26 protein-coding genes and 1 riboswitch are annotated in these 24860 nt (G+C 67.6%); of the genes, 18 read left to right on the top strand and 8 right to left on the bottom strand.

What is annotated here, in order from left to right; translation table 11 throughout:
- Positions 1-123: 123 nt before the first annotated feature.
- Together BMZ43_RS02990 and BMZ43_RS02985 are read right to left on the bottom strand one after the other, a co-directional pair.
- On the bottom strand, positions 124-957 hold the full coding sequence (locus BMZ43_RS02990; RefSeq protein WP_093249682.1) for a metallophosphoesterase family protein: 834 nt from the start codon (positions 955-957) through the stop codon (positions 124-126).
- Positions 958-1169: 212 nt separating this feature from the next.
- A complete protein-coding gene (locus tag BMZ43_RS02985) occupies positions 1170-1538 on the bottom strand; it encodes a YggL 50S ribosome-binding family protein (protein ID WP_007159230.1) in 369 nt (122 codons plus the stop codon).
- Positions 1539-1670: 132 nt separating this feature from the next.
- Between BMZ43_RS02985 and BMZ43_RS02980 the strand changes: the two genes are divergently transcribed.
- From BMZ43_RS02980 to BMZ43_RS02970, 3 genes are all read left to right on the top strand, one after another.
- Positions 1671-2687, top strand: coding sequence for a LacI family DNA-binding transcriptional regulator (locus tag BMZ43_RS02980; RefSeq protein ID WP_177344762.1), 1017 nt, complete (start codon positions 1671-1673; stop codon positions 2685-2687).
- A 90-nt stretch (positions 2688-2777) separates the two neighbouring features.
- Positions 2778-3755 (top strand): 2-hydroxyacid dehydrogenase, encoded by a 978-nt coding sequence (locus BMZ43_RS02975; protein WP_093249671.1) that lies wholly within the window; start codon positions 2778-2780, stop codon positions 3753-3755.
- Between the two features lie 10 nt (positions 3756-3765).
- The gene (locus BMZ43_RS02970; protein ID WP_017638869.1) at positions 3766-4965 is read left to right on the top strand and encodes a mandelate racemase/muconate lactonizing enzyme family protein; all 1200 of its coding nucleotides are present in this window, start codon (positions 3766-3768) and stop codon (positions 4963-4965) included.
- Positions 4966-4970: 5 nt separating this feature from the next.
- On the opposite strand, the gene BMZ43_RS02965 is transcribed toward BMZ43_RS02970, so the two are convergent.
- Entirely contained in the window at positions 4971-5300 is a 330-nt protein-coding gene (locus BMZ43_RS02965) for a four-helix bundle copper-binding protein (protein WP_093249668.1), read from the bottom strand.
- A 97-nt stretch (positions 5301-5397) separates the two neighbouring features.
- Positions 5398-5593, top strand: a riboswitch (cobalamin riboswitch).
- A 96-nt stretch (positions 5594-5689) separates the two neighbouring features.
- Here BMZ43_RS02965 and cobO point away from each other — a divergent pair.
- The 11 genes from cobO (at position 5690) to BMZ43_RS02910 (ending at position 16755) form a co-directional block, all read left to right on the top strand.
- On the top strand, positions 5690-6316 hold the full coding sequence (cobO, locus tag BMZ43_RS02960; RefSeq protein ID WP_064306628.1) for a cob(I)yrinic acid a,c-diamide adenosyltransferase: 627 nt from the start codon (positions 5690-5692) through the stop codon (positions 6314-6316).
- Positions 6310-7608: a cobyrinic acid a,c-diamide synthase CobB gene (locus BMZ43_RS02955; RefSeq protein ID WP_068385352.1), complete on the top strand. Its 1299-nt coding sequence runs from the start codon at positions 6310-6312 to the stop codon at positions 7606-7608. The genes cobO and BMZ43_RS02955 overlap by 7 nt, the downstream gene beginning before the upstream one ends.
- Complete coding sequence (bluB, locus tag BMZ43_RS02950; protein ID WP_093249663.1) at positions 7605-8255, top strand: 5,6-dimethylbenzimidazole synthase; 651 nt, start codon at positions 7605-7607, stop codon at positions 8253-8255. Before BMZ43_RS02955 ends, bluB begins: the two co-directional genes overlap by 4 nt.
- Positions 8252-9160 carry an adenosylcobinamide-phosphate synthase CbiB gene (gene cbiB / locus BMZ43_RS02945; protein WP_093249658.1) on the top strand — a complete coding sequence of 303 codons (909 nt, stop codon included), beginning with the start codon at positions 8252-8254 and terminating at the stop codon, positions 9158-9160. The genes bluB and cbiB overlap by 4 nt, the downstream gene beginning before the upstream one ends.
- Positions 9153-10142, top strand: a complete 990-nt coding sequence (gene cobD / locus BMZ43_RS02940; RefSeq protein WP_093249654.1) for a threonine-phosphate decarboxylase CobD — start codon at positions 9153-9155, stop codon at positions 10140-10142. Before cbiB ends, cobD begins: the two co-directional genes overlap by 8 nt.
- Positions 10139-11590, top strand: a complete 1452-nt coding sequence (locus tag BMZ43_RS02935) for a cobyric acid synthase (protein WP_093249649.1) — start codon at positions 10139-10141, stop codon at positions 11588-11590. The genes cobD and BMZ43_RS02935 overlap by 4 nt, the downstream gene beginning before the upstream one ends.
- On the top strand, positions 11591-12112 hold the full coding sequence (cobU, locus tag BMZ43_RS02930) for a bifunctional adenosylcobinamide kinase/adenosylcobinamide-phosphate guanylyltransferase (protein ID WP_093249642.1): 522 nt from the start codon (positions 11591-11593) through the stop codon (positions 12110-12112).
- Complete coding sequence (gene cobT, locus BMZ43_RS02925; protein WP_093249638.1) at positions 12109-13167, top strand: nicotinate-nucleotide--dimethylbenzimidazole phosphoribosyltransferase; 1059 nt, start codon at positions 12109-12111, stop codon at positions 13165-13167. Before cobU ends, cobT begins: the two co-directional genes overlap by 4 nt.
- Positions 13160-13711, top strand: coding sequence for a histidine phosphatase family protein (locus BMZ43_RS02920; RefSeq protein WP_017638859.1), 552 nt, complete (start codon positions 13160-13162; stop codon positions 13709-13711). Before cobT ends, BMZ43_RS02920 begins: the two co-directional genes overlap by 8 nt.
- On the top strand, positions 13711-14442 hold the full coding sequence (locus BMZ43_RS02915) for an adenosylcobinamide-GDP ribazoletransferase (RefSeq protein ID WP_068385367.1): 732 nt from the start codon (positions 13711-13713) through the stop codon (positions 14440-14442). Before BMZ43_RS02920 ends, BMZ43_RS02915 begins: the two co-directional genes overlap by 1 nt.
- Positions 14443-14601: 159 nt before the next feature.
- On the top strand, positions 14602-16755 hold the full coding sequence (locus BMZ43_RS02910; protein WP_064306622.1) for a putative bifunctional diguanylate cyclase/phosphodiesterase: 2154 nt from the start codon (positions 14602-14604) through the stop codon (positions 16753-16755).
- 106 nt (positions 16756-16861) lie between these two features.
- Here BMZ43_RS02910 and BMZ43_RS02905 read toward each other — a convergent pair whose 3' ends face one another.
- On the bottom strand, positions 16862-18166 hold the full coding sequence (locus BMZ43_RS02905) for an OmpP1/FadL family transporter (RefSeq protein ID WP_093249633.1): 1305 nt from the start codon (positions 18164-18166) through the stop codon (positions 16862-16864).
- 284 nt (positions 18167-18450) lie between these two features.
- Between BMZ43_RS02905 and rnd the strand changes: the two genes are divergently transcribed.
- The 3 genes from rnd to BMZ43_RS02890 are packed head-to-tail and all read left to right on the top strand — an operon-like array spanning position 18451 to position 20842.
- A complete protein-coding gene (gene rnd, locus BMZ43_RS02900) occupies positions 18451-19605 on the top strand; it encodes a ribonuclease D (RefSeq protein WP_064306620.1) in 1155 nt (384 codons plus the stop codon).
- Positions 19602-19904 carry a YcgL domain-containing protein gene (locus BMZ43_RS02895; RefSeq protein WP_017638854.1) on the top strand — a complete coding sequence of 101 codons (303 nt, stop codon included), beginning with the start codon at positions 19602-19604 and terminating at the stop codon, positions 19902-19904. Before rnd ends, BMZ43_RS02895 begins: the two co-directional genes overlap by 4 nt.
- Positions 19901-20842, top strand: a complete 942-nt coding sequence (locus BMZ43_RS02890; protein WP_093249628.1) for a D-2-hydroxyacid dehydrogenase — start codon at positions 19901-19903, stop codon at positions 20840-20842. The genes BMZ43_RS02895 and BMZ43_RS02890 overlap by 4 nt, the downstream gene beginning before the upstream one ends.
- On the opposite strand, the gene BMZ43_RS02885 is transcribed toward BMZ43_RS02890, so the two are convergent.
- Positions 20827-21423: a nitroreductase family protein gene (locus tag BMZ43_RS02885; protein WP_017638852.1), complete on the bottom strand. Its 597-nt coding sequence runs from the start codon at positions 21421-21423 to the stop codon at positions 20827-20829. The genes BMZ43_RS02890 and BMZ43_RS02885 overlap by 16 nt on opposite strands.
- Positions 21424-21560: 137 nt before the next feature.
- On the opposite strand from BMZ43_RS02885, the gene BMZ43_RS02880 reads away from it, so the two are divergent.
- Entirely contained in the window at positions 21561-22010 is a 450-nt protein-coding gene (locus BMZ43_RS02880; RefSeq protein ID WP_068385378.1) for a YcgN family cysteine cluster protein, read from the top strand.
- 8 nt (positions 22011-22018) lie between these two features.
- Here BMZ43_RS02880 and BMZ43_RS02875 read toward each other — a convergent pair whose 3' ends face one another.
- Genes BMZ43_RS02875 through ddpC form a run of 3 tightly spaced genes read right to left on the bottom strand, consistent with a single transcriptional unit; the run spans position 22019 to position 24859 of the window.
- Positions 22019-23002: an oligopeptide/dipeptide ABC transporter ATP-binding protein gene (locus BMZ43_RS02875; protein WP_093249622.1), complete on the bottom strand. Its 984-nt coding sequence runs from the start codon at positions 23000-23002 to the stop codon at positions 22019-22021.
- Positions 22999-23982 carry an ABC transporter ATP-binding protein gene (locus tag BMZ43_RS02870; RefSeq protein WP_093249617.1) on the bottom strand — a complete coding sequence of 328 codons (984 nt, stop codon included), beginning with the start codon at positions 23980-23982 and terminating at the stop codon, positions 22999-23001. The genes BMZ43_RS02875 and BMZ43_RS02870 overlap by 4 nt, the downstream gene beginning before the upstream one ends.
- 1 nt (position 23983) lies before the next feature.
- On the bottom strand, positions 23984-24859 hold the full coding sequence (gene ddpC / locus BMZ43_RS02865) for a D,D-dipeptide ABC transporter permease (protein ID WP_017638849.1): 876 nt from the start codon (positions 24857-24859) through the stop codon (positions 23984-23986).
- Between the last annotated feature and the right edge of the window lies 1 nt (position 24860).

The raw sequence follows: 24860 nt of genomic DNA, 5'->3' as shown, positions 1-24860 counted from the left end.
ACTCTTGCCGAAAAGTCCTAAGACTACGCGGCGCCCGCAGTCTGTCCGCCGTTTCAACAGCTTGAATCAATTTCCTTGGCTGGAAGTGCGCAGGAGCGCGCATCGGCGCTCCGCGTGGACGCCTCAGGTCTCCGCCAGGGCATCCTGGGCGGCATGCCAGCGCAGTTCGTGACGCTCGCCGACCATGAAACGATCGCCATGCAAATCCCAGCGTTCCACGTCCACGGTCTTTTCCGCGCCTTCACCGACCAACAGGCGGTTGAAGGAGTTGGGCGAGGTGCCCCGCACGCGCGAAGAAAGCGCGGTGCCGGCCTGAACGATCCAGACCTCGCGGGGCAGGGTAGGGTACTGGCGACTCAAGGGCAGCACATAGGGCAGGTGGATATGCCCCCCCATCACCAGATCCAGGCCGGCATCGGCCCAGGTGGCAAGGGCGTGATCGGCGTTGTGCTGCAAATTGCTCAGGTCACTGAGTTCGAGGGCGCCAAAGGGCTGGTGGGCGATGACGATGCGCAGCTTGCCGGGACCGGCGCGGCGCAGGCGTTCGGCCACCCGCTCGATCTGCTCGGCACTCACCGCGCCATCCTTGTGGCGTTGCGGGGCGGTGGTGTTGAGCCCGACCAGCAGCAGCTCGTCGTTCTCGAAACTGGGTTCCAACTCCTGGCCGAAATGGCGGCGATAGTTGCCATAGGGCATCAGGAAACGGGTGAAGAGGTTGTACAACGGCAGGTCGTGATTGCCTGGGATCACCAGGGTACGCGGGATACCGTAGCTTTCCAGGCGTTCGACGAAGGTCTTGGCGGCAGCGAATTGCTCGCGCCGGGCGCGCTGGGTGATGTCCCCGGAAAGGATGAGGACATCGGCGCCGTGTTCGCGGACATGGGCTTCCAGGGCCGCGACCACAGCAGGTTGCTCGGTGCCGAAGTGGGTATCGGAGATTTGCAGAAGGGTCGTCATGAGGACCTGGTTTCCAACGGATTCCCCTTTACGACCGCAACGGGCGCCAAGCTATCCGACGAGGGTTGCCCAGAGGCTGTTCCAAGGCTCGTGAGCTAGAGCCAAACAAGGCAAAAATGGCTGAGGAAGCAGCGTTTACGAGTGGTAAACGAGCATCCCGAAGCCATTTTCAACGCCGTTTGGCCGACACGCAGCCGCCTTCGAACAGTCTCTTAGACTTCGCCGTCGTGGTGCCAGGCGTCATGCAGCTCGGAGGCATTGGCTTCGCCAACTTCGGCGCGGGCCTTGAGCCAGTCCAGCAGAGCGGTACGGTCTTCCGCGGTGGGCGAGGTGTAGCGCTTGTTGGCCATGATGGTGCCTTCGACCCAGGCGTTGTCGAAGCCACCGATGTAGTCCAGCTTGCGCTCTTCGACGTAGTCGATGAAGTCGCCGAGGAAGGTGTCCAGGTCGTCTTCGCTGAGTTCGTTCTTGAAGCTCACCTTGATTTCGAAGGCCAGTTCCTGGAATTCACCCAGGTACTGCTTCTTGCGCAGGCGACGCTTCATGCGGCTCAAACGGGGATCTTGGTTGGTATCGGTCATGGCGAAGGCCTGGATATCGATGAAAGGGCGGGCATTATCCCTGGCGTCGACGGGTAATGCCAATGGTGGCCGCCAGGAGGGCCGGTTAGCATGGCGGTTTTGGCTGCGACCAGAGCGCGCAGGGGTGGAAGGATGACGGGCAAGACGAGAAGCCGCTCCGGTAGCGTGACCATCCGCGACGTGGCCAGCCTGGCCGGCGTCGCGCCGATCACGGTCTCGCGGGTAGTGAACGCGCCCGCAAGCGTCAAGGCGGCCACCCGTGAGCGGGTACTGACCGCCATAGCAGCAAGCGGCTACATGCCCAACCTGGTGGCTGGGGCCTTGGCCTCCAATCGCAGTCGGCTGGTGGCGGTGCTGGTGCCCATGCTGACCAATCCGCTGTTCGCCGACAGCTACCAGGCGGTGGCCGAGCGACTGGCCCAGGCCGGGTATCAGGTGTTGCTGGGCGTCACTGGCCACGATCCCAGGCATGAAGAGGCGCTGCTGGCGACCATTCTCAGTCGGCGGCCGGATGGCCTGATCCTGACCGGCGTTGATCACACGCCGGCCAGCCGTGCCCGGCTCCAGGCGGCGGGCGTGCCGGTGGTGGAAACCTGGGATCTCAGCGCTGAGCCCATCGATCAGGCGGTAGGGTTTCACCATGAGGCAGTGGGTGCCCTGCTGGCCAAGCGGGCGAACGCTGGCGGTTATGCCCAGGTCGCCCAGGTGGCGGTGGACGATCCCCGCGGTACCCGGCGACGTCTGTCATTGAGTCAGGCCCTGGCCACCCTCGGCATCGCCGAGACGGCGCCGGCGCTATTCACCGGCCTGCCCAGCCTGGAGCAGGGGCGCCAGGCCCTGTGCCAGCTGCTCGCCCAAACCAAGGTGCGGCCGCTGCTGGTGGTCTGCACCTCCGACACCCTGGCCCATGGCGTGCTGACCGAGGCCCTGGCGCAGGGGCTAGCGGTGCCCGGCGACGTGGCGGTGATCGGTTTCGGCGACATGGCCTTCGCGGCCCATACCCTGCCTGCCTTGACCACGATACGGGTGGATGCCACGGCCTTGGGGCACACGGCAGCGGAATTGTTGTTGGCCCGTCTGGCGGGTAGTGATGGAGAGCCACAGCAGCGCGACCTGGGTGTCGAGTGGATCGAGCGCGGTAGCGCCTAAGGACAGATGGCGGTTGTCAGACGACTTGCTGGACGCTAGGGTGATTGAAATGGTAGCGGTACCATTTTCGCTCAACAGGGGAGGAGCCGGATGAAGATCGTGATGATTGGTGAAGCCGCCACGCACCAGGAGGCGCTTGCCAGGGACCTGGCCGGCCCGGCCACCTTTATGACCTTGCCGCGGGAAGCCCATGAGTCAGCCGCCTGGGACGAGCGAATCGAGGGCGCCGATGTCCTGGTCGCCATGCGTCTGCAGCGTTCAACGCGGGCGCCCAGGGTACGGCTGCTGCAGGTACCTGGCGCTGGCCTCGATGGCATCGATTTCGGAGTGCTGGCAGCGGACTGTCGCGTCTGCAACGTCTTCGAGCACGAGATTCCCATGGCCGAATACGCCCTGGCCTGCCTGCTGGATCATGAGGTGCGCCTGGGTGAGGCCCAGGCGGCCTTCGCCAGCGAGCGCTGGACCCATGCCTATCTGGGGCGCCAGCCGCGTGGTGAGTTGCAGGGCAGGACCCTGGCGATCCTGGGTTTTGGCAGGATCGGCCAGGCGGTGGCGCAGCGGGCGCGGGCCTTCGGCATGCGCATCCTGGCCATCACCCGTAGTGCCCGCGACGGCCAGGTGCCTTCTGGGGCCGATGCCGCCTTTGCGCCCGAGGCGCTGAACGAGGCCCTGGGCCTGGCCGATTACGTGGTGCTGGCCTGTCCGCTGGACGAGACCACCCGGGGCTGCTTCGGCGCTGCCCAATTCGCCGCCATGCGGCCGGAGGCCGTGCTGCTGAACCTGGCACGAGCGGCGGTGGTGGAAGAAGACGCCCTCTATCAGGCGCTCGCCGACCGGCGCATCGCCAAGGCGTACCTGGACGTCTGGTACCGCTACCCCATTGGCGAAGGCGATCTCGTGGCACCCGCACGGCATCGCTTCGAAGAACTGCCCAATGCCGTCTGCACGCCGCATGTCTCGGGTTGGACCCATGGGCTGTTCGCGCGCCGCTATGCCTTCATCGCCGCCAACATCGAACGCCTGCGGCGGGGCGAAACGCTGCTCAATCAGGTCCACGGACCGCGCTAGAGGAGGCGCCATGCGCATCACTCGTATCGAAACCACCAGGCTCACGCAATTGCCCAATCTGCTCTGGGTGGAGATCCATACCGACAGCGGTCTGGTTGGTCTGGGTGAGACCTTTCGCGGCGCCGAAGCGGTGGAGGCGCAGATCCACTCGCTTTGCGCGCCGCTGCTGCTGGGTCGCGATCCCCTACAGATTGAAGCCCACAGCCGGGCGCTGCTGCGTGGCTATCTGGGCTTCAACGGCAGCGGCGTGGAAACCCGAGCGGCTTCGGCGCTGGACATCGCCCTCTGGGACCTGTTCGGCCAGGCTATGGGCGTGCCCATCCATCAGCTGCTGGGTGGCCAGGTCCACGAGCGGATGCGCGCCTACAACACCTGCGCCAGTCCCAACTTCAATACCGGTGGTGAGCAGCGCCGGTTGATCGCCAAGGGCGAGGCCCGCGTGGCCGGGCGCTACGACGATCAGGTGGCGGCGGTGGAAAACCCGGGCGAACTGGCCCAGAGCCTGATGGACGAAGGGTTTGCCGCCATGAAGATCTGGCCCTTCGATGCCTTCGCCCTGGCCAGTGGCGGCCAGTATCTATCCAGCACCGACTTGCGCCAGGGGCTGGAGCCCTTCGCGCGCATCCGGGAGGCGGTCGGCGATGGCATCGAGGTGATGTGCGAATTCCATTCCTTGTGGAATCCAACCTGCGCCCTGCAGATCGCCCGAGCACTCAAGGACTACAACATCTTCTGGGCGGAAGATCCGATCAAGATGGATCACGTTCAGGGGTTGGCAGATTTCCGGCGGCTGGCGGGCATTCCGGTCTGCGGCAGCGAGACCCTGGCGATGCGCGGCGCCTTCCGCGATCTGCTGGCGGCCGATGCGCTGGACTATGTGATGGTGGACCTGTCCTGGTGCGGAGGGCTGAGCGAGGCGCGCAAGATCGCCACCTTGGCCGAGGCCTATCAGAAGCCCATCGCCCCGCACGACTGCACCGGGCCGGTGGTGCTGATGGCCTCGCTGCATCTGGGGTTGGCCTCAGCCAATGCCATCTTTCAGGAAGTGGTGCGAGCCTATCTGGCGGGCTTCTATCGTGAGCTGGTCACCGAGCTGCCGGTACTGGAGCAGGGCTGGCTGCTACCACCAACCGCACCGGGCCTGGGCACCGCCCTGCATCCGGCGCTGCGTCAGCGGCCGGACCGGATCGGGCGGGTATCAGCGCGGTAAGGGGTTCAGGCGGCCATGGCCGCGCAGGCATCGGCGCAGGCTTCACAGGCCCGAGCGCAGGCCTGGCAGTGATCGGCCTTGTGCTTGCCACATTCGGCGGCGCAGGCACGGCAGGTGGCCAGGCACAGGGCGCAGGCTTCGGCGACGCGATCGCTGTCGCGCTGCATGAAGGTGGCGGCCAGGCGACAGGCGTCGGCGCAATCGCGATCCAGGCGGACGCAGTCGCGCATCATGTCCAGATTGGCTTCGCCCAGGCAGGCGCTGGCGCAGGTTTCGCAGGCGGCGGCACAATCGAGGCAGGCCTTGATGCAGGCGGCGAGGGTGGCATCGTTCATCCGGTAGCTCCTGGCGGTGGGTGCTTAGGGTGGACCCGTCCGCTCGACGCCGAGTTCGGGCGGTGCCATCGATTGACGCTCTCCCGGCTAGTCCGTACCCTGCGCCCTTGCACGTGGTGCCCCGCCTGGAGCGGGGTGAAACAGGGAAGCCGGTCGAGCCGGCGCTGCCCCCGCAACGGTAGTTGAGCAGTAGCTGCGCGATGCCCACTGGCCCTGGCCGGGAAGGGGCGCGGCGGATGCCACCAGGCATCGGCTCACCAGCCCGGAGACCGGCCACGCTTGCGCTCATCTCGGCGATGCGGAGGGCTTCGCGCGGCGTCGCCATCTGCCTTGCGCGGGTGGCGTCTCTGCCCGTTTCTCCGCCGCGCCCGCACCTGGAGAACCGCCCCATGACCGACACCCCCGATTCGACCAGCCCCGAGCGCGACGAACGCCACCGCGCGCGCATGGTGCGCAAGAAGGCGGTGATCGACGCCCGTATCGCCGACGCCCAGGACGAGCGTGGCCTGCTGCTGGTGCATACCGGCATCGGCAAGGGCAAGAGCAGCTCCGCCTTCGGCATGGCGGCGCGCGCCCTCGGCCATGGCATGCAGGTGGGCGTGGTGCAGTTCATCAAGGGCCGTCGTGACACCGGCGAGCAACTCTTCTTCAAGCGCTTCCCCGACGAGGTGCGCTACCACGTCATGGGCGAGGGCTTCACCTGGGACACCCAGGATCGTGCCCGCGACCTGCAGTCGGCTGCCGCCGCCTGGGCGGTGGCGGTGGAGCTCCTGCGCGATCCAGCCATCGGCCTGGTACTGCTGGATGAACTCAACATCGCCTTCAAGCACGGCTATCTGGACGTCGATCAGGTGCTGGCCGATCTGGCCGGACGTCCGGCGCACCAGCACGTGGTGGTGACCGGCCGCGGCGCCCCGCCGGCGCTGATCGAGGCCGCCGACACCGTGACCGACATGAGTCTGGTCAAGCATGCCTTCCAGTCCGGCGTCCGCGCCCAGCAGGGCATCGAATGGTAGGGGATACGCGGCACTGCCCGGCGCTGCTGATCGCCGCTCCGGCCTCCGGGCAGGGCAAGACCAGCGTCACCGCCGCCCTGGCCCGGCTGCATGCCCGCCAGGGGCGACGGGTGCGGGTGTTCAAGTGCGGTCCGGACTTTCTCGATCCGATGATCCTGGCCCGCGCCAGCGGCGCACCGGTCTACCAGCTCGATCTGTGGATGATAGGCGAGGCCGAGAGTCGGCGCCTGTTATGGGAAGCGGCGGCGGAGGCGGACCTCATCCTCATCGAAGGCGTCATGGGGCTGTTCGACGGGCAGCCGTCGGCGGCGGACCTGGCCGAGCGCTTTGGCGTACCGGTGCTGGGGGTGATCGACGCCGCGGGCCTGGCGCAGACCTTTGGTGCCCTGGCCTATGGCCTGGCCCACTATCGGCCGAGCCTGCCCTTCGCCGGGGTGCTGGCCAATCGCAGTGGCAGTCCGCGGCAGACCCAGTTGATCCGCGGCAGCCTGCCGGCGGGCATGACCTTCTTCGGTAGCCTGCCGCGCGATGCCGGCATCGAGTTGCCCAGTCGTCACCTGGGGCTGATCCAGGCCGACGAGGTCACCGACCTGGATCGCCGTCTGGACATGGCGGCCGACGCCCTGGGTGCCAGTTCCGACATCGAATTGCCAGCGCCGGTGGCCTTCGCCGCGCCGGAACCGGCCGTGGTCGAGCCGCTGCTGGCGGGGGTGCGCATCGGCGTGGCCCGCGATGCGGCCCTGGCGTTTCTCTACCAGGCCAATCTGGACTTGCTGCGCGCCCTGGGCGCCGAGCTGCAGTTCTTTTCCGTGCTCGCTGATCCGACGCTGCCGGAGGTGGACAGCCTCTATCTGCCCGGCGGCTATCCCGAGCTGCACCTGCAGACGTTGTCCAACAATCTGGGCATGCGCGCGGCCATCCGCGCCCATCACGCCGCCGGCAAGCCGATCCTCGCCGAGTGCGGCGGCATGCTCTATCTGCTCGACGAACTCACCGACAAGGCCGGCGAATCCGCCAGCCTGCTCGGGCTGCTGCCCGGCAGCGCGCGAATGCAGACGCGCCTGACGGCGCTGGCGCTGCAATCGGTGGAATTCGAGCAGGGCACCTTGCGCGGCCACACCTATCACCACTCCGCCCTGGAGTCGCCCGAGGCGCCCTGGGCGCGCGGGCTGTGTCCCAATGGCAAGGCGGTCGCCGAGGCGGTCTACCGCGACGGTCGCCTCACCGCCAGCTATATTCACTTCTACATGCCGTCGGCACCCGCCGCGGCCGCCGCGATGCTCAAGCCGTGACCACGACCCCCTATACCCCCGCCGAACAAGCCGCCGTCTACCGAGCCATCGCCGAGCGCCGCGACATGCGCCATTTCTGCGGTGGCGAGGTACCTCCCGAACAACTGGCCCGGCTGCTGGGTGCTGCGCACCAGGCCCCCAGTGTCGGGTTGATGCAACCCTGGCGCTTCCTGCGCATCAGCGATCCAGCCTTGCGCCAGCGCCTGCACGAGCTGGTGGAGGAAGAACGTTGCGCCACCGCCGAAGCGCTCGGCGAGCGCAGCGACGACTTCATGAAGCTCAAGGTGCAGGGCATTCTCGATTGCGCCGAGGTGCTGGTGGCGGCCCTCATGGACGGCCGCGAAGCCCATGTCTTCGGTCGCCGTACCCTGCCGGAGATGGACCTCGCCTCGCTGTCCTGCGCCATCCAGAATCTCTGGCTGGCGGCGCGCTGCGAGGGTCTGGGCATGGGCTGGGTGTCGCTGTTCGAACCGGAAGCCGTGCGCAACCTGCTGGAGATGCCCGAAGGCTCCCAGCCGGCGGCCATCCTCTGCCTGGGGCCGGTAGAGGCTTTCTATCCGCGACCCATGCTGGAAGAGGAGGGCTGGCGTCAGGGGCAGCCGCTGGAGGAACTGGTCTTCGAGAATCGCTGGGGCCAGAAGCCATGATGCTGGCCTTCGCGGTCGTCGGCGGCATGCTGCTCGATCTGCTGTTCGGTGAACCCCGCCGTGCCCATCCCCTGGTGCTGTTCGGGCGTCTGGCCGATAGCCTGGAGGCCCGCTTCAATCCCGGCGGGCGCGGCTGGCGCAGTCATGGCGTGATGGCCTGGAGCCTGGCCGTGCTGCCCTGGGTGCTGCTCACCGCCTTGCTCTGCCAGATCGACTGGCTGGCCTGGATCATCCAGCCCCTGGCGCTGTATCTGGCCGTGGGACTGCGCAGCCTCGGCGAGCACGCCGAGCCGGTGGCCCGCGCCCTGCAACGCAACAATCTGCCCGAGGCACGGCGTCGGGTCGGCTACCTGGTCAGCCGCGAGACCAGCGAGCTGGACGAGACCGCCGTGGCCCGCGCCGCCACCGAATCGGTGCTGGAGAATGGCAGCGACGCCGTCTTCGCCGCCTTGTTCTGGTTCGCCCTGCTGGGTGCGCCAGGCGTGGTGCTCTATCGCCTGGCCAATACCCTGGACGCCATGTGGGGCTATCGCACGCCGCGTCTGGAGCGTTTCGGCTGGGCCGCGGCGCGCCTGGACGATGTCCTCAACTATGTTCCCGCGCGCCTGGTGGCTCTGACCTATGCCGGCCTTGGCCGCTTCTGGAGCGCCATCGAAAGCTGGCGCACCCAGGCGCCGCTGTGGGACAGCCCCAACGCCGGCCCGGTGATGGCGGCCGGTGCCGGCGCCCTGGGCGTGAGCCTCGGCGGCGCGGCCCGCTACCATGGCGAGTGGCACGAGCGCCCGGTGCTGGGTCGCGGTCCGGCGCCGACCTTCCTGGCCATCACCCGCGCCCTCAAGCTGGTGCGCCGCGGTGCCTGGCTGTGGACCCTGCTGATCGCCCTGGGAGGGCTGCTGCTTGCTTGAGCACGGCGGTCGCCTGAGGCGCGCGGCGCGCACCTACGACATTCCCCTGGCCGACTGGCTGGATCTGTCCACCGGTCTGGCCCCCTGGGCCTGGCCGCTGCCGGAGATTCCTGCCAGCGCCTGGGCCCGGCTGCCGGAGCCTGACGATGGCCTGGTGGAAGCTGCCTGTGCCTGTTACCGGGCCGCCGCGCTGTTGCCAGTGGCCGGCTCCCAGGCGGCCATCCAGGCGCTGCCGACCCTGCGCCCGTCCGCGCGGGTCGCGGTGCTGGCACCCTGCTATGCCGAGCACGCCCTGGCCTGGCAACGCGCCGGGCACGAGGTGCTGGAGTGGAGCGAAGATCAGATTGTGACCCACCTCGACCAGCTGGACGTGGTGGTGGTGGTCAATCCCAACAATCCCACCGGGCAGCGCCTGTCGCCAGCCCGCCTGCTGGACTGGCACGCCCGGCTCGAACGCCGCGGCGCCTGGCTGGTGGTGGACGAGGCCTTCATGGATCCCACTCCGGCGGCGAGTCTGGCGCCTTTCAGCGATCTGCCCGGGCTGATCGTCCTGCGCTCCTTTGGCAAGTTCTTTGGGCTGGCCGGGATGCGCCTGGGCTTCGTGCTGGCGGCGCCAGCACTCTTGGCGCGCCTCGACGAGCACCTCGGGCCCTGGACGGTGAACGGCCCCAGCCGCTATCTCGCCCGGCAACTGCTGGCCGATCAGCAGGGCCAGCAGCGTCAGCGTGAGGCGCTGCTGCAGGCGGGCGAGCGCCTGGCCGCGTTGCTCGTCCGACACGCCCTGGCCCCCAGCGGCGGCTGTGTCCTGTTTCAATTGCTGCGGCGTCCCGATGCCGCAGCCCTGCATGAACACCTGGCCCGCCAGGCCATTCTGACCCGCCTGTTCCCTGCGCTTGGCGCCCTGAGAGTCGGCCTGCCCGGCGACGAGTCGGGTTGGCAGCGGCTGGACGCCGGTCTGGCCGGTTACCGGAGCCCCCTATGAGTACGCTGATGGTGCAGGGCACCACCTCCGACGCCGGCAAGAGCACCCTGGTGGCCGCCCTGTGCCGCTGGCTCTATCGCCAGGGCGTGGCCGTGGTGCCCTTCAAGCCGCAGAACATGGCGCTCAACAGCGCCGTGACCGCCGATGGCGGCGAGATCGGCCGCGCCCAGGCGGTCCAGGCCCAGGCCTGTGGCCTGGCGCCCCATACCGACATGAATCCGGTGCTGCTCAAGCCCAATACCGACGTCGGTGCCCAGGTGATCATCCATGGCCGTGCCGTCACCAGCATGGACGCCAAGGCCTATCACGCCTACAAGCCGATAGCCCGCGAGGCGGTGCTGGCCTCCCATGCCCGACTGGCAGAGGGCTATCAGGTAATACTGGTGGAGGGCGCCGGTTCGCCGGCCGAGATCAACCTGCGCCAGGGCGACATCGCCAACATGGGCTTCGCCGAGGCGGTGGACTGCCCGGTGCTGCTGGTGGCCGACATCGACCGTGGCGGCGTCTTCGCCCATCTGGTCGGCACCCTGGACCTGCTCGAGCCCAGCGAGCAGGCGCGGGTCGCCGGCTTCATCATCAATCGCTTTCGCGGCGACCTGGCCCTGCTGCAGCCGGGCTTGGACTGGCTCGAAGCCCGCACCGGCAAGCCGGTAATGGGCGTGTTGCCCTATCTGCACGACCTGCACCTGGAAGCCGAGGATCGCCTGGCCACCGGCCAGGTCGCCAAGCAGGGTCCGCGGCTGCGGGTGGCGGTACCGGTGATGCCGCGGCTGAGCAACCACACCGACTTCGATCCCCTGCGCCTGCATCCCCAGGTGGAGCTGCTCTTCGTCCGCCAGGGCGAGGAACTGCCCGCAGCGGATCTGATCATCCTCGGCGGCTCCAAGAGCGTGCGCAGCGACCTGGCCTTCCTGCGCGCCCAGGGCTGGGACGCGGCCATCGCCCGTCACCTGAGATACGGCGGGCGGGTGCTGGGCATCTGCGGCGGCTTCCAGATGCTCGGCGAGCGGATCGCCGATCCCCTCGGCCTGGAGGGCACGCCCGGCGACAGCGCCGGTCTGGGCCTCTTGGCCATGACCACCGAACTGGCGGCGGAAAAGCAGCTGCGCAACGTGCACGGCTGGCTGTGCGACGGCGCGGCCGAGGTCGCGGGCTATGAGATTCATGCCGGTGTCACCCAGGGTGCGGCGCTGGCGCGTCCTGTGCTGCGCTTCGCCGATGGTCGCGTCGATGGCAGCCTCAGCGACGACGGCCAGGTGCTGGGCACCTACCTGCACGGCCTGTTCGAGTCGCCCGCCGCCAGCGTTGCCCTGCTGCGCTGGGCGGGTCTCGCCGAACCCCAGCAACTGGACTACCACGCCCTGCGCGAACGGGATCTGGAGCGCCTGGCCGATCTGGTCGAGCATCACTTGGACACCGGGCGCCTGCGCGCCCTCTGCGAGCTCTAGATGCGCGAATTCATCCTGGGCGGCGCTCGCTCCGGCAAGAGCGCCCTGGCCGAGCGCCTGGCCGCCGAGTCCGGCCTTGCCGTCACCTATATCGCCACCGCCGGGGGCAACGATGCCGAGCTGGCCCGGCGCATCGAACGTCATGCCGCCCGCCGGCCGGCGCACTGGGCGCTGGTGGAAGAACCTCTGGCGCTGGCCGAACGCCTGCAGGCTCTGGCGGCGCCGGATGCCTGCCTGCTGGTGGATTGCCTGACCCTCTGGCTGACCAATCTGCTCTTGCTCGATGATCCCCGGCGCCTTGAGCAAGCCTGCACCCAGCTGCTCGACGCCTTGCCACAGTTGCCTGGTCGCCTGATCTTCGTCAGCAACGAGACCGGGCTGGGCGTCGTCCCGCTGGGCGAGCTGACCCGGCGCTATGTCGATGCCGCCGGCGAATTGCATCAGGCCCTGGCCGCGCGCTGCGAGCGCGTGGTGCTGACCGTCGCCGGTCTCCCCCTGACCCTCAAAGGAACCCCGCTATGAGCATACCCTGGTGGCAAGGACCCTGCCGCCAACCCGATACCGCCGCGGCCGAAGCCGCACGCCAGCGGCAGACGGTATTGATCAAGCCGAGCGGTTCGCTCGGCGACCTGGAGGTGCTGGCCATCCAGCTGGCCGCCCTGCAGGGTACGCCCCGGCCGCTGCTGCAGCGCACCGCCATCGCCATCTTCGCCGGTGATCACGGGGTGGTGGAGGAGGGCGTCTCGGCCTATCCGCAGGCCGTCACCGCCGAGATGGTGCGCAACTTCGTGCGCGGCGGCGCGGCCATCAGCGTGCTCGCCCGGCAGTTGGACGCGGCCCTGGAAGTCATCAACCTGGGCACCGTCACGCCCCTGGAAGCCTTGCCCGGCGTCATCGACCTGCCGCTCGGACGCGGTACAGCCAACTTCACCCTGACCCCGGCCATGACCCATGACCAGTGCCAGGCCGCGCTGCAGGCCGGGCGCGACGCCGTCCTGCGCGCCTGCGCCGGGGGTGCCGATCTGTTCATTGGCGGCGAGATGGGCATCGGCAACACCACCGCCGCCAGCGCCATTGCCAGTGTGCTGCTGGATACCTCGCCGCTGGCCCTGGCCGGACCCGGGACCGGGCTGGATGCCGATGGCGTGGCGCGCAAGGTGGCGGTCATCCAGCGCGCCCTGTTGCGCCATGGCGATACCCTGCAGGATCCCTATGAACTCTTGCGCCGCCTGGGGGGGTTCGAGCTGGCCGCCCTGACCGGCGCCTACCTGGCCTGTGCCCAGCAGGGCCTGCCGACCCTGGTGGACGGCTTCATCTGCTCGGTGGCCGCGCTCTGTGCCCAGCACCTGCAACCCGACACCCGCGACTGGCTACTGTTCGCCCATTGCGGCGCCGAGCCCGGTCATGCGGCGGTGTTGCTGGCCCTGGGCGGCGAACCCCTGCTGGATCTCGGCCTGCGCCTTGGCGAAGGCAGTGGCGCGGCCCTGGCGGTTCCCCTGCTGCAACTGTCCTGCCGCCTGCACAGCGAGATGGCGACCTTCGCCGAAGCCAGTGTCTCCAGTCGCGCCCATGACTGATTGCTGGCTGCTGCGCCATGGCGTCACCGAGGGCCCCGAAGGCTTTCGTGGACGCCTCGATCCGCCACTGTCGGAACAGGGGTGGAAGCAAATGCGCGCCGCCGTTGCCGCGCAGCCACCGTTCGAACTCATCCTGACGTCGCCGCAGCAACGCTGCGCGCGCTTCGCCGAGTGGCTGGCGGCGGAGCAGGGCACCGAACTGATGGTGGAGGCGGATCTGCGCGAACTGGATTTCGGCGCCTGGGAAGGCCATAGCGCCGCGGAGCTCATGCAGGACCAGGCCGAGGCCCTGGGGCTGTTCTGGGCCGATCCCTATGCCTATACCCCCCCTGGCGGTGAACCCGTGGCCGCCTTCGCCGAACGAGTGCTGGGAGCGGTGGCGCGCTGGCGTCCACGCCTGCACGGGCGGCGCAGCCTGCTCGTCACCCACGGCGGCGTCATCCGCCTGTTGCTGGCTCGCCAGCGCGGTCTGGCGGCCAAGGACCTGCTGCAGGTCGAGGCGCCCTATGCGACCCTGCAGCCACTGGCGCTGGAGGAGAGCTGATGCCACTGCCGCTGCTGATCGCCGTGCAGTTTCTCACGCGCCTGCCGATCCGGCTGCCCGGCCTGCCGCCCGCCGAGGCCGTCGGCCGCTCGGTGCTCTGGTATCCCGCAGTGGGCTTGCTGCTGGGCGCGCTCCTGAGCCTGATCGCCTGGTTGAGCGCGGCGGGCGGCGTCTTCCTGCAGGCGGCGCTGGTGCTGGCCGGCTGGGTGATCCTCACCGGCGGCCTGCACCTGGATGGCCTGGCCGACACGGTAGATGCCTGGATCGGCGGCTATGGCGATCGCGAGCGGACCCTGGCCATCATGAAGGATCCGGCCTGCGGCCCCATGGGCGTGCTGGCGCTGCTGTTGACCCTGCTGCTCAAGTGGAGCGCCCTGGTCGTCCTGCTACCGCATGCGCCGGCCGGCCTGTGGCTGGCGCCCCTGGCCGGTCGCCTGGCGCTGCCCTGGCTGTTGCTGACCACGCCCTATGTGCGCCCCGGTGGCCTCGGCGATCTGCTCAGTCGCCACCTGCCACGGACTGCGCTCAAGGGAGTGCTGCTGCTGGGGGCCATCGGTATGGTCCTGCTACCCCAGGGCGTGACCGCGCTGCTGGTGACCGCCATGGTCGCGCTGCTGGTGCGTCGTGCCCTGCGCCAGCGTCTCGGCGGCACCACCGGCGATACCGCCGGAGCGCTGCTGGAGCTCGCCGAGAGCGGGGTGCTGGTCGCGCTGGCCCTGTCGCTGGGCTGAAAAATCGACCCAAGCGTGAGATACCCGGGATTTTGCGACCTCCGTCCTTGAACGACCCTGGTTAAACCGTTAAGAAGGCGCCTGGTTGCGCGCCCAGCGAAGCCACCTCGGCACGTGCGGATCCAGAGGGAGTCGTCGTCAACTGGACAAGGAGCCCCAATGCCCGATGCGCCCCAAAGCGCCGCCTCGCCCCGGGAAGTCGCCCCCGCGTCGCGGCTCAGCCTCAAACCGCGCAGCCTGTTCGCCACCTTCTTTCTGGCGTTCATCCTGGTGGATGCCCTGGGCACCCTGTTGTTTACCCTGCACAGCTATCGCCAGGCCCGCGATGCCAGCAGCCAGAGCATCGACTATCGCTTGATGAGCGCGGCCCTGGCGCTGCCGGAAATTCTCGGCGAGGACTATCTCGCCCAATTGCAGGATCCGGCCCAGGCCGATCCCGAACGCTACCAGCGAACCCTGATCACCCTGGATCGCTATGCCCGCAAGGCCGGGCTGGCGTCGCTCTATGCCTTCGTCAAGGACGGTTCGAGCTTTCGCTTCATCATGGATTCGGCCAACGAGGAAGAAATCCGCGTTGGCTACTTCGGCGACTATCGCCAGCTCTACGATCAGGCCCCGCCGGAACTCGGCGCCGTGTTTGCCGATCATCAACCTCGTTTCGCGGAATACCAGGATAACTTTGGCAGTTTCCGTTCCCTGTTCCTGGCCATTCCCGGGCAGGACGGGCAAGCAGTCGTCATAGGGGCGGACATGTTCATGGAAGGAATAGCAGCGGCAGAGCAGTCGGCTCTGCTGGATTCGCTGCTGATAGGCGCGATCATCTTTGCCTTGGGGGCGTTGGTCAGTCGAATACTGGCAGGCGCCCTCAACCGCTATCTGGCCCGCCTCGGGCAGGCCACCGAACGCATCGCCGATGGCGACTATCAACTGGGCCTCAAGGAAGGGCGGGACCCGGTCGGCCGGCTGGGTCGCGCCATGAACCAGATGGGCGCCGCCCTCGCCGCGCGCGAGCGGCGCATCAGCCAGCTGGCCTTTCGTGACATGCTCACCCGCCTGCCCAACCAGGTGCGGCTGGTCCTGGAGATCCGCCAGCGCATCGAGCGCGCCGCAGCCGGGCGTTTCGCCGTCTTGCTGCTGGACGTGGCGAACTTCCGTAACATCAACGAACTGCTTGGCCAGGAGGGCGGCGACAAGATCCTGCGTCATCTGGCCCGCCGGCTAAGGGTCGCGGCGCCGGAAGAGAACGGCGTGGCGCGGATCGGCGCCGACACCTTCGTCCTGCTGCTGCCCTGGTTCGACGGCGCCTCGGCGGAGGCGGCGCTGCTGTCGCTGCGCAACCTAGTGGAGAAACCCTTCGTCAGTGGCAATCAGCGGGTATCCCTGCGCATCACCTTCGGCATCGCCTGCTACCCCGAACACGGCACCAGCGCCGAAGCCCTGCTGGCCAACGCCGAGACCGCCCTGCAAGATGCGCGTCGGCGGCAGCTGCCCTTCGCCTTCCATGATCCGGACCAGGAGCGCCAGCGGCAGCTCGGCATTGCCATGCTCGATGCCCTGGACCTCGCCGTGGATCACGACCAGTTGCGGCTCTATCTGCAACCCAAGATCGCGCTGCCGGATGGCCGGGTCGAGGGCGCCGAAGTCTTGATCCGCTGGCAGCATCCGGAACTGGGCCTGCTCAAGCCAGACGCCTTCGTCGGTATCGCCGAACAGAGCCGCAAGATCTGCGACATCACGCTCTGGGTACTGGAACGTTGCATGCACCTGCAGCGCGAGCGGCAGCTAGGTGCCCTCAAACTCAACGTCAATCTGTCGCTGCTGGACCTCGAGCACCCAGCCTTCATCGCCCGCATCGGCCGGCTGCTGGACGAGACGGGTGCCGTGGCCGCCGGCTTCTGCCTGGAGATCACCGAGTCCCGGGCCATGAGCAATCCGGTACAGGTGCTCGACTGCCTGCGCCAGCTCAAGGCCATGGGCTTCGAATTGTCGCTGGACGACTTCGGCGCCGGGCATTCCTCGCTGGCCTGCCTGAGCAGCTTTCCCATCGACGAGCTGAAGATCGATCGGCAGTTCATCGAGCATTGCCAACTGCCCGGTGATCAGGAGGTGATCAGGTTGCTGGTCCAGCTGGGCCAGTTGCGTGGCCTGCGGGTGGTGGCCGAAGGCGTGGAGACCCACCAGGCGCTGCAGGTCCTTACCGAGCTCGGCTGCGACCAGATCCAGGGCCAGTTGGTGGCCGGCGCCCTGTCGCTGGAAGACTTCCAGCGCTGGTACGCCGGGCAGGAGCAGGGTTACTGGGCGCTCCGGGCCTAGGCAAGAGGTCAGGCTGGTGATCGCAGCCGGTAGCTGATGCTCGCTCTATATCCGGAAAAGCACGAAGCCGCCTGGCGGCGGCTTCGGCAGACGGACCCTGGCGCTCTTAGAAGCGGTAGGTCAGCTGGGCACCCAGGCCGTGGGCGCTGTTGTCGTATTTGGCGCTGTAGCCTGCCTTGGTCGAGGTAGCGGGGCGATTGATCGACACATCGTCTTCCCACAGATAGGCATAGGCCACATCGATGGTCATGTCCTTGGTCGGCGACCAGCCTGCGCCCACCGAGAAGGTCTTGCGATCGCCCACCGGGATGCGCACGTTGCGGTTGCCGTTGTCCGCCGGGGAGGGGTCAATGGCCATGCCGGCACGCAGCACCCACTGGGGATTCAGCTGATAGGCCGCGCCGATGGCGTAGGACCAGGTGTCCTTCCAGTTGAGCTCTTCCGTCACGGTTGCCAGGGGCGAACCCAGCACCGGCAGGGTGGGGGTGCCCTCGTTCTCCACGTCGATCGACTTCAGGCGACTCCAGCGGGTCCAGGTGGCGCCGGCGTACATCGTCCAGTCGTTGTTCAGCCGATAGGTGAAGGAGGCATCGCTGCTCTCTGGCAGGGTGATGTTGAGGCTGGCGTCATACTTGCCATTGAGGCGGCTGACCAGGGCATTGGTGATGGGGCTGGCCTGGCTGTTGGCGCCAGTCACCTCGGTGTTGCCCTTGAGCTTGTAGGTGACCTTGGAGTGGTAGGTCAGGCCGAAGGTCAGGTCATCGGTCAGGTCCGCCAGCAGGCCGACGTTGAAGCCATAGGCGGTGTCGTCGCCATCGATCTTGACCTGGCCATCCTGGGTGCTGCCGAAGTTGACGTTACTGTTGAGCTTGCCTTCGATGCGGTTGATGGTCGGGCCAAAGCCGACGGACACCTTGTCGGTGATCTTGTAGCTGACGGTCGGCTGGATGGTGATGACTTCCACCTTGCTCGCCTGACCCTGGTAGCGACCCTGGAAGGCGTGCTCGTAGTTGCTGATCAGCGCATAGGGGACGTAGACACCCAGGCCGAAGTGCAGGCGGTCATCCACCGGCGTCACGAAGTAGCCGAAAGGCACCACCGAGGTGGGCACCATGTCGCCATCGTTGCTGCCCTGCACGGCCTGGCCGTTGGCGTAGCGACCACTGGCGTCCTTGATGTCGATCTTGGCGTGGATATAGGCGCCACCCAGGGACACCTCACGGCCCAGGCGGGACATGCCAGCCGGGTTGCCATAGATGGTGGAAGCGTCCTGCGCGGAGGAAGAGCGTCCGGCGAAGGAGGTACCCATCCCGCTGACACTCTGTTCGTTGATAGCCAGACCGTTCGCCAGGGCATAGCCGGAAGCGCTCGAAACGGCCAATGCAAGTAGGGTCAGTTTTATTGTTTTCATGCTCTTGCAGCTCCATTGAAAGGCGAGAAGCGCTTACCTCCGCGGATTCCCAAGTCCGAGTGAGTACCTGCGCACACTCAGCTTTTAGCAGGCCCTGCTTGCGAATACAAAAAAAACTATTCGGTCACGTTTGGTTCGGGGCGGTCATCAGGCGTTCATCCGACGAACCCGCCTGGAAAGCCGCTGAATGCCACGTTTCCCGGTGTGTGACAGGGGCGTCAAGCGGCACCGAAGAACCGGCCCGGGTGGCTTATACTGTCGGCTCATCTGTTCGGAGTGCGCCCTTGACTTCTGCCCCTCACTGGATCCGCGACGACGCGGCGCTGGCCGCCCTCTGCGCGCGGTGCCAGACCCTGCCCTTCATCGCTCTCGACACCGAATTCATGCGGGTCGACACCTTCTATCCCAAGGCCGGTCTGATCCAGATCGGCAACGGCGAACAGGCCTACCTGGTCGATCCCCTGTGCATCGGTGACTGGACGCCTTTCGCCGCGCTGCTGGAGGACCCGGCGGTGGTCAAGGTGCTGCACGCCTGCAGCGAAGACCTGGAAGTGTTGTTGCGCCTGACCGGCAGCCTGCCGCAGCCGCTGTACGACACCCAGCTGGCGGCGGCCTATCTGGGGCTGGCCCATTCCATGGGTTATTCGCGGCTGGTCGCCGAAGTGCTCAAGATCGACATCCCCAAGGACGAGACCCGCTCCGACTGGCTGCAACGGCCGCTGACGCCGTTGCAGGAACGTTACGCGGCGGCCGACGTGACCTATCTGGTCGACGTCTACCACTACCTGAACGCGCGTCTGGATGATCAGCGGCGCACCTGGCTACTGGAAGATGGCGCTGAACTGGTCGCCAATCTGCGGCGCATCAGCGATCCCTGGGAAGCCTACCGCGACGTCAAGCTGGCCTGGCGCCTGTCGCGCCAGCAGTTGGCGGTGCTGCGGGTGCTCTGCCACTGGCGCGAGGTCAGTGCCCGCGAGCGCGATCAGCCGCGCAACCATGTCCTGCGCGAACGCTCGCTGTGGCCGCTGGCGCGTTTCCAGCCGACCGACAAGCAGGCCCTGGCGCGCATCGACGACATGCACCCGCGCACCGTGCGCCAGGACGGCGATACCCTGCTGGAACTGATTGCCGAAGGCGCCGCCACCCCGGCTGACCAATGGCCAGAGCTGCAGGCCGAGCCCTTGCCCCACGAGGCGTCGTCGCTGCTCAAGGCCTTGCGCGCCATTGGCGAACGCGATGCCGAGGCCCTGGGCATGGCGCCGGAACTGATGTTGCGCAAGAAGGTGCTCGAAGCCTTGCTGCTCACCGGTTGGCCCGATGGCGACTACCAACTGCCGGCGAACCTGCGCGGTTGGCGCCGCGAACGCTTCGGCCAGGCCCTTCTCGATCACCTGCAGGCGCAGCGCACCCCGCCGGCGCCCCTGGAAGACACCCCATGAAACTGCTCTGCTCCATCTACCGAAGCCCGCGCAAGCCGGAAATGTACCTCTATGTCGACAAGCTCAAGGGCCTGACTCTGGTCCCTGAAGGCTTGCTCGCGGCTTTCGGGCCTCCGGCACTGGCCTTCGAGTTCGTGCTCACCCCGCAGCGCACGCTGGCCCGGGAAGACGTCGCCAAGGTCCTCGAGAACATCGCCAAGCAGGGCTATCACCTGCAGATGCCACCGCCGGAGCTGGAGCGCGACGACTACATCGAGCACCTGCCCGAAGAACTGCTGCGTCTCAACGATCCGCTATGACCGCCGTCCTGCTGCTGGAAGACGCGGCGGCCGGCTATGTCGAGGCCTGGCGCCAATTGGCGCCGGAGCTGGACCTGCAGGTGCCGGCGGACCCGGTCGAGGCCGTGCGTCTTGCCCAGCGGCCATGCTACTGGCTTGGCCAGCCGGATCGTGCCGCAGCCCTGCTGCGCGAGGGCGTCAAGCCGCTCTGGCTGCAATCCACCTGGGCCGGCTATGCGCCGTTGCTGGCGGCGGACCTGCCAGACGGTTATCGCTTCAGCAGAGCAGTAGGGCTGTTCGGCCAGAGCATCGGCGAATACGTCCTGACCTATCTGTTGCAGCATGAGCGCCAGGTGGCCGCGCGTCAGCTCAGCCAACGCGAGGGGCACTGGGACACCCGGGTGCCGGGCACCCTGGCCGGGCGGCGTCTGCTGCTGGTCGGGGCAGGGGACATCGGTCAGGACATCGCTCGTCTATTCGCGCCGTTCGGCATGATCCTCACCGGCGTCGCCCGCAGTGCACGAACCTCGCCTGGCTTTGCCCGGGTGGTGCCGCTCCCGGAACTGCACCAGGTGGCGCGGGATGCGGACTTCGTGGTCAATCTGTTGCCGGACAGCGGCAGCACCCAGGATCTCTACGATGCGGACTTTTTCGCCGCCTTGCCTGCGGGTGCCTTGTTCATCAATGCCGGACGCGGCACCAGCGTGGTGGACGCCGAGCTGATCGCCGCGTTGGAGAGCGGGCAGCTGGCCGGGGCGGTGCTCGACGTGTTCCGTCAGGAGCCGTTGCCGGCCGAGCACCCTTTCTGGCGGACGCCCAACCTGCACCTCACCGCCCATGTCGCCGGGCCCACGCCGCCGGCGGCGGCGGTCCGGTTGTTTCTCGACAATCTCCAGCGCCTGCAACAGGGGCAGCCCCTGCGTGGCGCCGTCGAGTTGGCCGCTCAGTCGAAGGTATAGGGGCCGGCCACCGCCAGCTCCTCGACGGTCAGGCGCGGACTGGGCAACTCGCGCCCCTGCAGGGACTCCGGCAGGCTGGCCTTGTCGCCCAGCTTGCCGATGGCGACCGCCAGCTCGACCTTGAACGCCGCCGGCACCTTGAGTTCGCGCTGGATGCCTTCGCGGTCGATCCCGGCCATGCCGTGGGCGTGCCAGCCCGCATTGGTCGCCTGCAGTGCCAGGTAGGCCCAGGCCGCACCGGCATCGAAGCTGTGGCTGGGGAAGGGGACTTCCTCGCCACTGCTGGCGCGCAGCAGGGTGGTCTTCGACAGGATGATCACCAGCGCCGAGGCGTGCTGCGCCCAGCCGCGGTTGAATTCACTAATCAGCGACAGGAACAGCTCCCAATGGGCGTCGTCGCGACGTGCATAGAGGAAGCGCCAGGGCTGGGCATTGAAGGCTGACGGCGCCCAGCGCGCGGCCTCGATGAAACCGAGCAGGGTCTCTTCCTCGATGGCGACCGGGTCGAAGGCGCGGGGCGACCAGCGCTGGACGAACTGGGGATCTACGGGATACTGGGGCGTACGGCTGCTGCTGGTCATGGCTTCACCACGGGAGGAAAGGGGAGTCCGGCACGGTAATCCGGTCGGGCGGCGTCGACAAGGGCGCGAACGGTGCTTGGCGCTCGCGGCGTGCGGCACTAGACTGCGCGCCCCCTTTCCTTGCCACGATCTCTGCCATGGCCGCCATCACCCAGCCGTTCTGGAAGCGCAAGACCCTCGATCAGCTCGATGCCCTGGAATGGGAGTCGCTGTGCGACGGCTGTGGCCTGTGCTGCCTGCAGAAGCTCGAAGACGAGGACGACGGCGCCGTTTATTACACGCGCATCGCCTGCAAGCTGCTGGATCTCAAGACCTGTCAGTGCAGTCGCTACGCCGAGCGCACCCGCTTCGTCCCCGACTGCATCCAGCTCACCCCGGCCCAGGCCGACCAGTTCGCCTGGCTGCCGCCTACTTGCGGCTATCGCCTGGTGGCCGAGGGCAAGGATCTGCCGGAGTGGCACCCGCTGATCTGTGACGACCGCGAGGCGGTGCACAAGGCCGGCATTTCCCAATCCGGCCGCATGCTCAGCGAAACCCAGGTCGCCGAAGACGACTGGGAAGACTATCTGATCTTTCGCGCGGGCTGATCCCGGCTTCAGACCGCCGCGGAGCTGGTCCGCAGCTGCGCCGTCAGGCCTGTTGCGCGATGGCAGCGTACCTCCGCCAACTCACCTGGCAGCAGTGCCTGAGGTCGCTCGCAACCGGTGCCCGCCTGCGGACAGCGATCCCGAAAGAAACAGCCAGCCGGCAGTACTCGGTTGCCCGGTAGCTCGGTGCGCTGCGCCGCGGCATTGCCCGTGAGCGGCTGATCCAGCCGCGGCACCGCCTCCAGCAATAGTCGGGTATAGGGGTGGCTGGGCTGCTCCAGCACCTCTGCCGCCGCCCCCAGCTCGACGATCTGCCCCAGGTACATCACCGCCACCCGGTCGGCCAGGTGGCGCACCACCGAGACGTTGTGGGAGATCAGTACGAAGGTCAGGCCGCGATCGCGTTGCAGCTGGGCCAGCAGGTTGAGGATCTGCGCCTGCACCGAGATGTCCAGGGCCGAGGTGGGCTCGTCGAGAATGATGACGTCCGGATCCGACGACAGCGCCCGGGCGATGGCAATGCGCTGGCGCTGGCCGCCGGAGAACTGGTGCGGGTAGCGATCCAGGTATTCGGGACGGATACCGACCTGCGCCGCCAGGCGCTCGGCCAGGGCGCGCAATTCGACAGAGGAGCTGCGACCCCGCACCACCAGCGGCTCGGTGATCAGCTTCCACACCGGCAGGCGCGGATCCAGCGAGGACTGCGGGTCCTGGAAGACGATCTGGATGTTGCGCTCGCCACGGGCCGAGCCTCGAAGGGAGCCGCTCACCGGCTCCACCAGCCCCATCAGGACCTGGGCCAGGGTGCTCTTGCCGCAGCCGGATTCGCCGAGCACGCCCAGGGTCTCGCCGGAAAATAGTCGCAGGTCGATGCCGTTGAGGGCATGGGCCTGGCCCTTGGTGCGCCCGAGCCAGTCGCGGCCCACCGGATAACGTACCTCGATGCCGCTGAGCTCCAGCAGCGGTACGGCGGGCGGGGAAAAGGTGTTCATGCCGGGGCGTCCTCCGCCTGCAGCCAGCAGGCGCTCAGGTGATCGGGGGTGTCCGTCGGCAGCAGTGCGGGGCGCGTCTCGCAGCGCTCATGGCGCCGACTGCAACGATCCTTGAGGCTGCAGCCGCCAGGTAGCTGGGCCAGGTTGGGCACCTGTCCGGGGATGCTGGCCAGGTCGCTGCCGGGCACCGCCTTTTCCGGCAGGCAGGCCAGCAGGCCCTGGGTATAGGGATGTCGGGGTGCCTGCATGACCGCCGCGGTAGCCCCCTGTTCGACGATGCCGCCGGCGTACATCACATAGACGCGATCGCAGAATTGCGCGACCAGGGCCATGTCATGGGTGATCAGCAGGATGGCGGTGCCCCGGGCCCGTGCCTTTTCGCGCAGCAGGAGCAGCACCTGGCGCTGCACCGTGACGTCCAGCGCGGTGGTCGGCTCATCGGCGATCAATAGCTGCGGATCGCAGGAGAAGGCCAGGGCGATCATGATGCGCTGGCGCATGCCGCCGGACAGCTCGAAGGGATAGCGTTCGAGGATCTGCTCGGGATCGGCGATGTGCATGTCCTTGAGCAACTCGATCGCCTTGGCGCGGGCCTGAGCGGCATCCAGCGCGGTATGGCGGCGAATCACGTCCAGCAACTGGCGGCCGATGCGCCGCGTCGGATTGAGCGCGGTCATCGGCTCCTGGAAGATCATCGCCGCCTCGCGGCCGCGGACCTCCATCAGCTGGCGCTCGCTCAAGGCGAGCATGTCGTGGCCCACCAGGTTGACGCTGCCACCAGTGACCCGGTAGCTGCCGGGTGGCAACAGGCCGAGGGTGAGCATCGCGGTGACCGACTTGCCCGAGCCGGACTCGCCCACCACGCCGACGATCTCGCCGGGGGCCACACTCAGGCTGACGCCGTTGAGCGCCTTGGCGCTGCTGCGAAAGCCGGGGAATTCTAGATTCAGCTGGTCGATGTGCAGAACGGGCTGGCCCATGTCATTTGCCCTTTTGGCGAGGATCGAGCAGATCGCGGATGCCATCGCCCAGCAGGTTGAAACCGATGGCGGTGACCAGGATCGCCAGACCCGGGAAGGTCGAGTACCACCACTGGTCGAGGATGAAATTGCGGCCGCTGGCGACCATCACGCCCCATTCCGCGGTGGGCGGCTGGGCGCCCAGACCGATGAAGCCCAGCGCCGAGGCCATGAGGATGGCGTTGCCGATGTCCAGGCTGAATTGCACCAGCAGCGGCGGCATGGCGTTGCGGGCCACGTGCCAATGCACCAGGTGCCATTTGCCGGCGCCAAAGGTGCGTGCTGCCTGGACATAGGCCAGCTGGCGGATGCTCAGGGTCTGGCCGCGGGCCAGGCGCACATAGAAGGGGATGCGCACCAGGGTGATGGCCAGCATGGCGTTGAACAGACTCGGCCCGAGGGCGGCGGCCAGGGCCATGATCAGCACCAGCGAAGGCACCGAGAGGATGATGTCCATCAGGCGCATCATCAGCCGATCGAAGGCGCCGCCGACGATGCCCGACAGGCAGCCGAGCAGGCCGCCGATGGCGCAGGCGGCAAAGGCCACGAACAGGCCGACGCCCACCGACTGGCGGCTGCCGTAGATCACCCGGCTGAGCAGGTCGCGACCCACCTCGTCGGTGCCGAACCAGTGCAGGGCGCTGGGTGCCTGCAGGCGGGCGGTGAGTTTCAGCGCGTTGGGCTGGTAGGGCGCGAGCCAGGGCGCGGCGACCATGCACAGCAGCACCAGCAGGGTGATCACCAGCCCCGTGAGCATCAGCGGATTGCGGCGGATGCGCCAGGCCAGCCAGGCGGTCTGCTCGCGCCAGCGGGGGCGCGCAGCGGTCAGGGTCGTCATG

It is taken from the genome of Pseudomonas sp. Snoq117.2 (assembly GCF_900110545.1).
GTDB classification, from domain to species: Bacteria; Pseudomonadota; Gammaproteobacteria; order Pseudomonadales; family Pseudomonadaceae; genus Chryseomonas; species Chryseomonas benzopyrenica.
The sequence above is the reverse complement of the archived record's forward strand: the minus strand, read 5'-3'. Positions and strand labels throughout refer to the sequence as shown.

Coding starts and splice junctions, on each gene's coding strand:
- BMZ43_RS02990 (WP_093249682.1), bottom strand. CDS start 957: ATGACGACCCTTCTGCAAATCTCCGATACCCACTTCGGCACCGAGCAA.
- BMZ43_RS02985 (WP_007159230.1), bottom strand. CDS start 1,538: ATGACCGATACCAACCAAGATCCCCGTTTGAGCCGCATGAAGCGTCGC.
- BMZ43_RS02980 (WP_177344762.1), top strand. CDS start 1,671: ATGACGGGCAAGACGAGAAGCCGCTCCGGTAGCGTGACCATCCGCGAC.
- BMZ43_RS02975 (WP_093249671.1), top strand. CDS start 2,778: ATGAAGATCGTGATGATTGGTGAAGCCGCCACGCACCAGGAGGCGCTT.
- BMZ43_RS02970 (WP_017638869.1), top strand. CDS start 3,766: ATGCGCATCACTCGTATCGAAACCACCAGGCTCACGCAATTGCCCAAT.
- BMZ43_RS02965 (WP_093249668.1), bottom strand. CDS start 5,300: ATGAACGATGCCACCCTCGCCGCCTGCATCAAGGCCTGCCTCGATTGT.
- cobO (WP_064306628.1), top strand. CDS start 5,690: ATGACCGACACCCCCGATTCGACCAGCCCCGAGCGCGACGAACGCCAC.
- BMZ43_RS02955 (WP_068385352.1), top strand. CDS start 6,310: ATGGTAGGGGATACGCGGCACTGCCCGGCGCTGCTGATCGCCGCTCCG.
- cbiB (WP_093249658.1), top strand. CDS start 8,252: ATGATGCTGGCCTTCGCGGTCGTCGGCGGCATGCTGCTCGATCTGCTG.
- BMZ43_RS02935 (WP_093249649.1), top strand. CDS start 10,139: ATGAGTACGCTGATGGTGCAGGGCACCACCTCCGACGCCGGCAAGAGC.
- cobU (WP_093249642.1), top strand. CDS start 11,591: ATGCGCGAATTCATCCTGGGCGGCGCTCGCTCCGGCAAGAGCGCCCTG.
- cobT (WP_093249638.1), top strand. CDS start 12,109: ATGAGCATACCCTGGTGGCAAGGACCCTGCCGCCAACCCGATACCGCC.
- BMZ43_RS02920 (WP_017638859.1), top strand. CDS start 13,160: ATGACTGATTGCTGGCTGCTGCGCCATGGCGTCACCGAGGGCCCCGAA.
- BMZ43_RS02915 (WP_068385367.1), top strand. CDS start 13,711: ATGCCACTGCCGCTGCTGATCGCCGTGCAGTTTCTCACGCGCCTGCCG.
- BMZ43_RS02910 (WP_064306622.1), top strand. CDS start 14,602: ATGCCCGATGCGCCCCAAAGCGCCGCCTCGCCCCGGGAAGTCGCCCCC.
- BMZ43_RS02905 (WP_093249633.1), bottom strand. CDS start 18,166: ATGAAAACAATAAAACTGACCCTACTTGCATTGGCCGTTTCGAGCGCT.
- BMZ43_RS02895 (WP_017638854.1), top strand. CDS start 19,602: ATGAAACTGCTCTGCTCCATCTACCGAAGCCCGCGCAAGCCGGAAATG.
- BMZ43_RS02890 (WP_093249628.1), top strand. CDS start 19,901: ATGACCGCCGTCCTGCTGCTGGAAGACGCGGCGGCCGGCTATGTCGAG.
- BMZ43_RS02885 (WP_017638852.1), bottom strand. CDS start 21,423: ATGACCAGCAGCAGCCGTACGCCCCAGTATCCCGTAGATCCCCAGTTC.
- BMZ43_RS02880 (WP_068385378.1), top strand. CDS start 21,561: ATGGCCGCCATCACCCAGCCGTTCTGGAAGCGCAAGACCCTCGATCAG.
- BMZ43_RS02875 (WP_093249622.1), bottom strand. CDS start 23,002: ATGAACACCTTTTCCCCGCCCGCCGTACCGCTGCTGGAGCTCAGCGGC.
- BMZ43_RS02870 (WP_093249617.1), bottom strand. CDS start 23,982: ATGGGCCAGCCCGTTCTGCACATCGACCAGCTGAATCTAGAATTCCCC.
- ddpC (WP_017638849.1), bottom strand. CDS start 24,859: ATGACGACCCTGACCGCTGCGCGCCCCCGCTGGCGCGAGCAGACCGCC.